The sequence below is a fragment of the Mycobacterium sp. NGS11 genome (assembly GCF_059813315.1).
The window spans coordinates 96,648-105,275 of sequence record NZ_JCALEJ010000010.1 but is presented as its reverse complement, the minus strand read 5'-3'; the positions used below and the strand labels follow the sequence as shown (position 1 = coordinate 105,275).

General features: G+C 62.6%; 5 protein-coding genes. 3 read left to right on the top strand and 2 right to left on the bottom strand.

The window, feature by feature from the left end; all coding sequences use genetic code 11:
• Window positions 1-23: 23 nt before the first annotated feature.
• Window positions 24-227, bottom strand: a complete 204-nt coding sequence (locus AC5Y4T_RS14310; protein ID WP_499919795.1) for an MbtH family NRPS accessory protein — start codon at window positions 225-227, stop codon at window positions 24-26.
• A 783-nt stretch (window positions 228-1,010) separates the two neighbouring features.
• On the opposite strand from AC5Y4T_RS14310, the gene AC5Y4T_RS14305 reads away from it, so the two are divergent.
• From AC5Y4T_RS14305 to AC5Y4T_RS14295, 3 genes are read left to right on the top strand one after another with little or no spacing between them, the layout of a single operon-like run.
• Window positions 1,011-1,430: an MmpS family transport accessory protein gene (locus tag AC5Y4T_RS14305; protein ID WP_499919849.1), complete on the top strand. Its 420-nt coding sequence runs from the start codon at window positions 1,011-1,013 to the stop codon at window positions 1,428-1,430.
• An 11-nt stretch (window positions 1,431-1,441) separates the two neighbouring features.
• Complete coding sequence (locus AC5Y4T_RS14300; protein WP_499953914.1) at window positions 1,442-4,351, top strand: MMPL/RND family transporter; 2,910 nt, start codon at window positions 1,442-1,444, stop codon at window positions 4,349-4,351.
• Window positions 4,352-4,358: 7 nt separating this feature from the next.
• On the top strand, window positions 4,359-7,283 hold the full coding sequence (locus AC5Y4T_RS14295) for an MMPL/RND family transporter (protein ID WP_499953911.1): 2,925 nt from the start codon (window positions 4,359-4,361) through the stop codon (window positions 7,281-7,283).
• A 48-nt stretch (window positions 7,284-7,331) separates the two neighbouring features.
• Here AC5Y4T_RS14295 and lipL read toward each other — a convergent pair whose 3' ends face one another.
• Window positions 7,332-8,618, bottom strand: coding sequence for an esterase/beta-lactamase LipL (lipL, locus tag AC5Y4T_RS14290; RefSeq protein ID WP_499953909.1), 1,287 nt, complete (start codon window positions 8,616-8,618; stop codon window positions 7,332-7,334).
• Window positions 8,619-8,628 lie beyond the last annotated feature (10 nt).

Sequence of the window (8,628 nt, the reverse complement as noted above, 5' to 3'; positions counted from 1 at the left end):
CCTTTAAGTAACAGAGCTGCTGATCAGAAGGCCGGCCCGCTGGGATGATTCAACGGCCGCGTAGTGCTCCGGTTTTGTTCGATGGAAGCGAGACACGAAGTGCGCTTCGCCGTGCCGGAGGCCGGGCGACAGCCGGTCGGGACTCCGCCCCACAGACTGTGGTGCTCCACCTTGCTGCCCAAGACCAGAAAGCTCCCCGTACGGCCGCCGAACCGATCAATCCTCAATAGTTCCCCTAGCCGCCCGAAGGGCAAGGTATGTGAAACCGCTCCAAACCATAGTGGAGGTCAACACGCCCTGTGCGGGTTTCGGCAAACATTCTGGCGTAGCTCTAAGAACCGTGGCGGAACAAGCGCACGCGGCCAGCCAACGGGGTCCTGAAGTGCAGCGATCGGCTGACTGCAACTCTTATTTACGGACCTGTAAGGGGCCCCGCGGCAGCGCCCAAACGTTCGCTGACCGGCCGTCGGGGTTGCCGTCGCGGCAGCCCGTCCCCCAAGTCCGAATTCGTGTGAACCATGTCGGCGCGCCCCGCCCGCGGGCCCCGATGGCGGTACCCTTCGCGGGCGTACTGTGCATTACGATCCAATATCGCGTTGAGAAAGTGCCGATACGGAGACCACGCACGTGGTTTACTCGTCAGAATCAGGTCGCGGTCCCTGATGCGCTGCACATTTGAGGTGATCGCCGCACGGCTAACCTGCGGCGTCCATGCTCGAAGTGCTTGCTCTTTGGTGGACCGCGATTGATGTGTAGGTTGCAAGTTCGAACAACTGACATACGCCAGTGTGGACGCGGGTGGAAGGTTGGATGCGATGGTCGAGCAGGGGGTGCGAGACGTTGCTGGAGCCGACTCCGATGTCGCTGACACGGCTCCCTTGCACACTGGACAGGAGTCCGGCAGCCGAGGCGGCCTCCCGCGACGTGCGGGCCGGCCTCCCGCTGCGCCACCAACGCTGAGCGGGTCTCGGGAGATCCGCCGAACTCGGGGGTTTTCGATTTTCAAAGTTCTGGGGCGGCTGTGGGTGCCGCTGGTCATTCTCGCCGTGGTCGTTGCAGGAGGCTTCACTGTGTCCCGACTGCACGGCATCTTCGGCTCCGAGAAGCAACTCTCGTATTCCGACACCAGGGCCGGTGATTCCAAGCCCTTCAACCCCAAACATCTGCGATACGAGGTTTTCGGCCCGCCGGGGACCGTGGCCGCCATCAGCTACTTCGACGTCAATGGCGAACCCCAACACCTCAAGGAAGTAAGCTTGCCGTGGTCTCTAGAGTTCGCGATCAACACGGCAACGTCGGCCGGAAACGTTGTGGCTCAAGGGGATACGAACAGCATCGGCTGTCGCATTCTCGTCGATAACGTGGTGAAAGCCGAAAAGACTACTCACGAAACGGCCGCCTTCACCTTCTGCCTGCTGAAGGCAGCATGAGCCGGCCACAATTGCGCGACGAGCAGCAGTTGCGCGACGAGCAGGCCAGGCCCCCCTTCGCTCCGCGGACCATCCGTCGATTCTCGGTGCCGATCATTTTGGCCTGGGTGGCGCTCGTCGTATTAATGGGCATCACCATCCCTTCGTTGGAGAAGGTCGAGCAGACCCATTCAATGTCGTTGGATCCCAGCGATGCGCCCTCCTTCAAAGCGTCGAAGCGCATCGGCGACAAATTCAAGGAAAGCAATTCCGGCAGCGGCGCGATCATCGTCCTAGAGGGACAGGAGCCGCTCGGCGACGCTGCACACAGCTACTACAACAACATCATTCGTCAGCTGCAGGCCGATCCGAAACACGTGCAGCACATCCAGAATTTCTGGGGCGATCCGCTTACGGCGGGCGCTGCGCAGAGCGCCGACGGTAAGGCCGCTTATGTGCAAGTCGCCGTGCGCGGCAACCCGGGCACGAGCGAGGCAAACGAGTCGACCCTGGCCCTCGAGAACATCGTCGCCCGCACACAGGCGCCGCCGGGTGTCAAGGCGTATGTCACCGGACCCGCGGCGATCGTTGCGGATATGGGCCACAGTGGTGACCGCACGGTCATCCTCATCACCGCGGTGAGCCTCGCGGTCATCTTCATCACGCTGCTGCTGGTCTACCGATCGATCGTCACCGTCATCGTGTTGTTGCTGATGGTCGGGATAGAACTGCAAGTGGCCCGGGGAATTGTGGCATTCCTCGGCGATCACGGAGTCATCGGCCTTACGACTTTCGCCGTTAATCTGCTGGTGTCAATCGGGATCGCGGCGGGAACCGACTACGGCATCTTCTTCTTCGGCCGATATCATGAGGCGCGTCAGGCCGGCGAGGACCGGGAAGCGGCCTATTACACGACTTACCACGGCACCGCAAAGATTGTTTTAGCATCCGGTTTGACCATCGCCGGCGCACTCTTCTGCCTTAAATTCACCCGGCTCCCCCATTTCCAGGCTCTCGCGATTCCCTGTGCGCTCGGCGTGGTGGTTGCCGTCGCGGTCGCCCTCACGCTTGTTCCCGCCGTTCTCCATGTGGGGAGCCGTTTCGGCCTCTTCGACCCGAAGCGACGGATTACGGCGCATCGATGGCGGCGGATCGGCACCTCGATCGTTCGGTGGCCGGCGCCCATTCTCCTCGCGACTTTGGCGGTCGCGCTCATCGGGCTGTTGACGCTGCCGGGCTACCGGCCGAGCTACAACGACATGAACTACATCCCGAAGAACATCCCCGCCGCGCAGGGCTTCGCCGCCGCGAAGCGGCATTTCCCGCCGTCGCGGATGATGTCGCCCGAGGTTCTGATGGTGGAGTCCGATCACGATCTGCGAAACTCGGCGGACGCACTGGTATTGGACAAGCTCGCCAAGGGCGTCCTCGCGGTTCCAGGCATTTCCACCGTGCAGGGTCTGACGCGGCCGGAAGGCACGCCGATCGCGCACACTTCGATACCGTTCATGATCGGCATGCAGAACGCGGCACAGCTCGAGATCATGCCGTTCCAGAAGGAACGCATGAACGACATGCTCGTGCAGGCCGACGAACTGGCCAAAATGATCGCGCTCATGCAGCACATGTACAGCCTGATGCAACAGCTGATGACGACCACTCATCACATGGTCGGCGAGACGCACGACATGCAGGCGATCACCAATGAGATGCGTGATCACATTTCGGATTTCGAGGACTTCTGGCGGCCGATCCGCAGCTACTTCTACTGGGAGAAGCACTGCTACGACATTCCGATCTGCTTTTCTCTGCGATCCATCTTCGACACACTCGACGGCGTCGACGAAATTACCGACAAGTTGAGAGATCTGGTCGCGGATCTCGATCAGATCGACCTGATCATGCCGCAGATCGTTGCGCAGTTCCCGACGATGATCGGGACCATGCAGAGCATGCGAACCATGATGCTGACCATGCACAGCACCATGTCCGGGATGTTTTCATCGATGGACGAGGCCGCCGGTAACTCGACCGCCATGGGCAAGGCTTTCGACGCCGCGAAGAACGACGACTCTTTCTATATCGCGCCCGAGGTATTCAAGAATGCGGACTTCAAACGGGTACTGGACATTTTCGTGTCGCCGGACGGCAAGGCCGCTCGGATGCTCATCACCCAGAAGGCCGATCCCGCGTCGCCCGAGGGCATCGGGAGGGTCGACGCGATAAAGAGTGCGGCCGAGGAGGCGCTCAAGGGGACTCCGCTGGAATCCGCCAGGGTTTACCTCACCGGTACCGCCGCCTTCACGAAGGACATCATCGACGGATCCAAATACGATCTGCTGATCGCGGGGGTCGCGGCCGTCTGCCTGATCTTCATCATCATGCTGATCGTGACGCGAAGTTTCGTCGCCGCGTTGGTCATCGTGGGAACGGTTCTGCTGTCGCTCGGTGCATCCTTCGGGTTGTCCGTGCTGGTCTGGCAGTACTTACTCGGCATCCAGATACACTGGCTCGTCCTCATCATGGCCGTGCTGGTACTGCTGGCGGTGGGGTCGGACTACAACCTGTTGCTGGTAGCGCGAATGCAAGAGGAATTGGGCGCCGGCATCAAGACGGGCATCATCCGCGCGATGGGCGGTACCGGCAAGGTCGTGACAAACGCCGGCCTGGTGTTCGCGTTCACCATGGCATCAATGGTCGTCAGCGACCTGGTCATCATCGGCCAGATCGGCACGACGATCGGGCTGGGTCTGCTGTTCGACACGCTGATCGTGCGTGCGTTCATGACCCCGGCCATCGCCGCGCTGCTGGGACGCTGGTTCTGGTGGCCGCAGCGGGTACGTCCCCGACCCGCCAGCGCCTTGCTTCGGCCGACGGGGTCCCGTCCGTTGGTGCGCGCCCTGCTGAAACAGCCGCCCGTCGGTAGCGGAATTCCCAGCTGATCGCCGCATGAGTACCAAATACTCTCGGGAGCCCGCCCTGGCGCGGATGATCCGCAGGCTGTCCGTGCCCATCATCTTGGCGTGGGTGGCGCTGGCTGCGGTGGTGACCCTGGCGGTTCCCTCGCTGGAGCATGTCGGGCAGAAGCATTCCGTGCCGCTGGCTCCCCAGGACGCGCCGGCGGTGCAGGCCATGAAGCGGATGGGCCGGGATTTCAAGGAATCCGACTCCGACAGTTTCGCGATGGTCGTCCTCGAGGGGCAGCAGCCACTCGGCCCCGATGCTCACACGTACTACGACAAACTGGTTCGCGATCTGAGGGCCGATCCGAAGCATGTTCAGCATGTGCAGGATCTGTGGGGAGATCGACTCACGGCCGGGGGTGCCCAAAGCCCCGACCGTATGGCCACCTACGTGCAGGTCAATCTGGCGGGCAACCAGGGCACCACCCTGGGGCAGGAATCGGTGGCCGCGGTCCGCGATATCGTGAATCGAACGCCGCCGCCACCAGGCGTCAAGGCTTATGTCACCGGTCCCGCAGCGCTCGTTTCGGATATGCAGCGAAGCGGTGACCGATCCATCCTGAAGATGACCGCGATAGGCGCCGTAATCATCTTCGTGGTACTGCTTTTCGTCTATCGGTCGGTCATCACCGTGGTTCTGTTGCTGGCCACGGTGGGAGTCGAAGTGCTGGCGGCCCGGGGAATCGTCGCATTTCTCGGTGACCACAACATCCTGGTGCTCTCGACGTTTGCGACCAGCCTGCTCACGGCCCTGGCGATGGCCGCCGGGACCGACTACGCCATCTTTTTCCTCGGGCGATATCAGGAGGCCCGTCATTCGGGCCAGCACCCGGAAACGGCCTACCACACCACGTACCGCGGGGTCACCCCCGTCGTCTTGGGATCTGGTTTGACGATCGCCGGGGCGATCATGTGCCTGAGTTTTACCCGGATGCCGATCTTCCAGACCATGGGCATGCCGTGCGCAGTGGGCATGGTCGTCGCAGTCGTGGTGGCGCTCACGCTGGTGCCGGCGGTTTTGACCTTCGGGAGCGGGTTCGGTCTGTTCGACCCCAAGCGTGCGATCGGTTACGGCCGCTGGCGCCGGATCGGCACCGCGATCGTTCGATGGCCCGGCCCGATTCTCGTGGCAACCATCGCGATCGCGCTGATCGGCCTGGTGACCCTCCCGGGCTATAGAACGAGCTACAACGACAAGCTCTATATCCCTAAAGACATTCCGGCGAACGTCGGGTACGCGGCCGCGGATCGGCACTTTTCGCAATCCCGGATGATGCCCGAGATTTTGCTTCTCGAATCGAATCACGACCTGCGTAACCCGGCGGACTTTCTGGTGTTGCACAAGGTCGCCAAGGCGATTTTCCGCGTTCCGGGCATTTCGCGGGTGCAGGGCATAACCCGGCCCGAGGGCACGCCAATCGAACACACCTCGATTCCGTTTTTGCTCAGTTTGAAAAACGCGACTCAGATGCAATACCAGCAATACATGCAGATGCGTGCCGATGACATGCTCAAGCAGGCAGACATCATGACGGCGCAGATCGCCACGATGAAGCACCTGTACGCATTGCAATCGCAACTCACCGACATCACTCATCACTCGATCGGCGTCACGAAAGAGATGGTCGGCGTGGTGAACGAGTTGAGGGACCACGTTTCGGACTTTGAAGACTTCTTCCGACCGATTCGCAGCTACTTCTACTGGGAGAAGCATTGCTACGACATCCCGATATGCAACTCGCTTAGAGCGATCTTCGACACGCTCGACGGTGTCGACGAGCTCAGCGACAAGATGGAAGACCTGATCAAGGATCTGGAGAATCTGGACTCTCTGTTGCCGCAGCTGCTGCAGCAATTTCCGCCGCTGATCGCGTTCGCGGAAGACGCCAGGAACATGATCCTGAAGATGCACAGCACCATGGCCGGGATGCTCGGCGGGATGGATGAATCGACGTCAAACGCCGCCGCCATGGGACAGGCGTTCGACCAGGCTAAGAACGACGATTCGTTCTATCTGCCGCCGGAGGTTTTCGACAACGCGGACTTCAAGAAGGCGATGGAGTCGTTCTTGTCCCCGGATGGAAAAGCGGCGCGGTTCATCATCTCGCACCGGGGCGACCCCGCCACGCCCGAGGGCATCGCGAGGATCGACAAGATCAAGACGGCGGCAGAGGAGGCGCTCAAGTCGACGCCCCTCGAGAGTGCCAACGTCTATCTCGCCGGGACGGCGTCGACATTCAAAGATTTCCACGATGGGGCGAAATACGACCTGTACATCGCGGGAATCGGTGCGCTGTGCCTCATTTTCATCATCATGCTGGTCCTCACCCGAAGCTTTGTGGCCGCGCTGGTGATCGTCGGGACGGTGGCGCTGTCCCTGGGCGCGTCGTTCGGCCTGTCGGTGCTGATCTGGCAGTACGTTCTGGGCTTCAAACTGCACTGGATGGTGCTTCCGATGTCCGTCATCGTCCTGTTGGCGGTCGGATCTGACTACAACCTGCTGCTGGTGTCCCGAATGAAAGAGGAAATAGGCACCGGGATCAATACCGGCATCATCCGTGCGATGGCGGGCACCGGCAAAGTGGTGACGAATGCCGGCCTGGTCTTCGCTTTCACCATGGCCTCGATGGCGGCGAGCGATCTGCGCATCATCGGTCAGGTCGGCACCACCATCGGTCTGGGGCTGCTGTTCGACACGTTGGTGGTTCGCTCGTTCATGACGCCGACCATCGCGGCGCTGCTCGGACGGTGGTTCTGGTGGCCACAGATCGTTCGAACCCGTCCGCCCAGCCGGATGCTTCGCTCCCGGCCACCGCGGCCGGTCGTGCGCGAACTGCTCGGGGAGAGGTTCGGCGGCGACGACGCGGTCACCGCCCCGATTCCGAGGCCCTCGAGGCTTCCGTCCTACTAGTCAGGGGCCGCCTGCCCCCCGGCCGCGATCCGATGCCCGTGATCAGGGTCAGCCCGCGACCGCTCCAGGCTCGAAGTAGGGCGCACCGTATTCGGTGACCGGTTCGAAGCCCCGCTTGCGCGCCCTCTCGGCGGCCTTGCGGATCAGCGCATAAATTCCGACGAACGCCGCGTGATCGGTCATCACAAACGGTGTCAGCAGCCGGTTGTGCACCAGCGAGAAGGCCACCCCGCTTGACGGATCGGTCCAGCCGAGGGAACCACCCAGACCGACATGTCCGAAGCCGGGCATCACATTACCGAGCGGCAAGCTGTGGTAGCCCAGGTGGAAAGCCAATGGCACGTACAGGTTTCGGTCCGGGCGCAGGCTCCGCTCCCCGGTCAGACCCGCGACCAGCTGACGGGACAGGAAACGCGTTCCGTCAACCTCGCCGCCGTTGGCGATCGCGCCGTACATCCGGGCCAGCCCGCGCGCCGTCGCTACCCCGTTGGCCGCCGGGATCTCCGCGTCCAGCAGCGGAGTGTCGCCTCGGACGGCGGCCGTCAGACCCTTGAAGTACATCGACCGGTACGCCCCGGACAATTCGTTGGCGACCCTGCGAGTCACGTAACCCAGGACAGGGTTTCCGATCATGCTCTGCGGGCCGATGATCTCGGCGACCCGGGTCGGCGCCTCAACCGGCGGCCGGCCGAGGTGCAGACCGTCTGTGCCCAACGGCTGGGCAAGTTCCTCGCGGATCAGCGTGCCCATGCCCTTGCCCGTCACGGCGCGGCCCAGGCCCGACATCAGCCAGCCGAACGTCAGCGCATGGTATGCCGATTTGCCCAGTAGGCGGCCGGGAGCCGCCGCGGCCAGCTTTTCCTCCATCACGACGTGATCGAGCAGTTCGTCCACGGTGGCGCCTCGTAGGCCCGACAGGCCGGCCTGGTGACGCATCACCTGCCGCACCGTCAGGTCGGCCTTGCCGTTCGCCCCGAATGCCGGCCAATACTCGGCGACGGGAGCTTCGTAATCGATCAGCCCGCGGTCCGCGAGCCGGTGGATGACGGTCGCGGCCATCCCCTTGGTCGCCGAGAAAACCATCGGGGCGGTGTCGGCCGTCCACGGCCGCCGTCCGGCGCGGTCGGCCCACCCCGCCCAGACGTCCACGACGGGTTGGCCGTCGAGATACACGGCCAGCGCGCCGCCGCCGAAACGGCGGGCGGGGAACATGCTGGAAAAGCTGCGAACGACGCATCCGAAGTGTGAGTCCGCCGCGCCGGACACACGATGACCCGCGTCGAGGTCGTCGTGGACAGGGACCGCGCGGCGATCGACTCGGGTTTCCACCGTCACATTTTCGAAT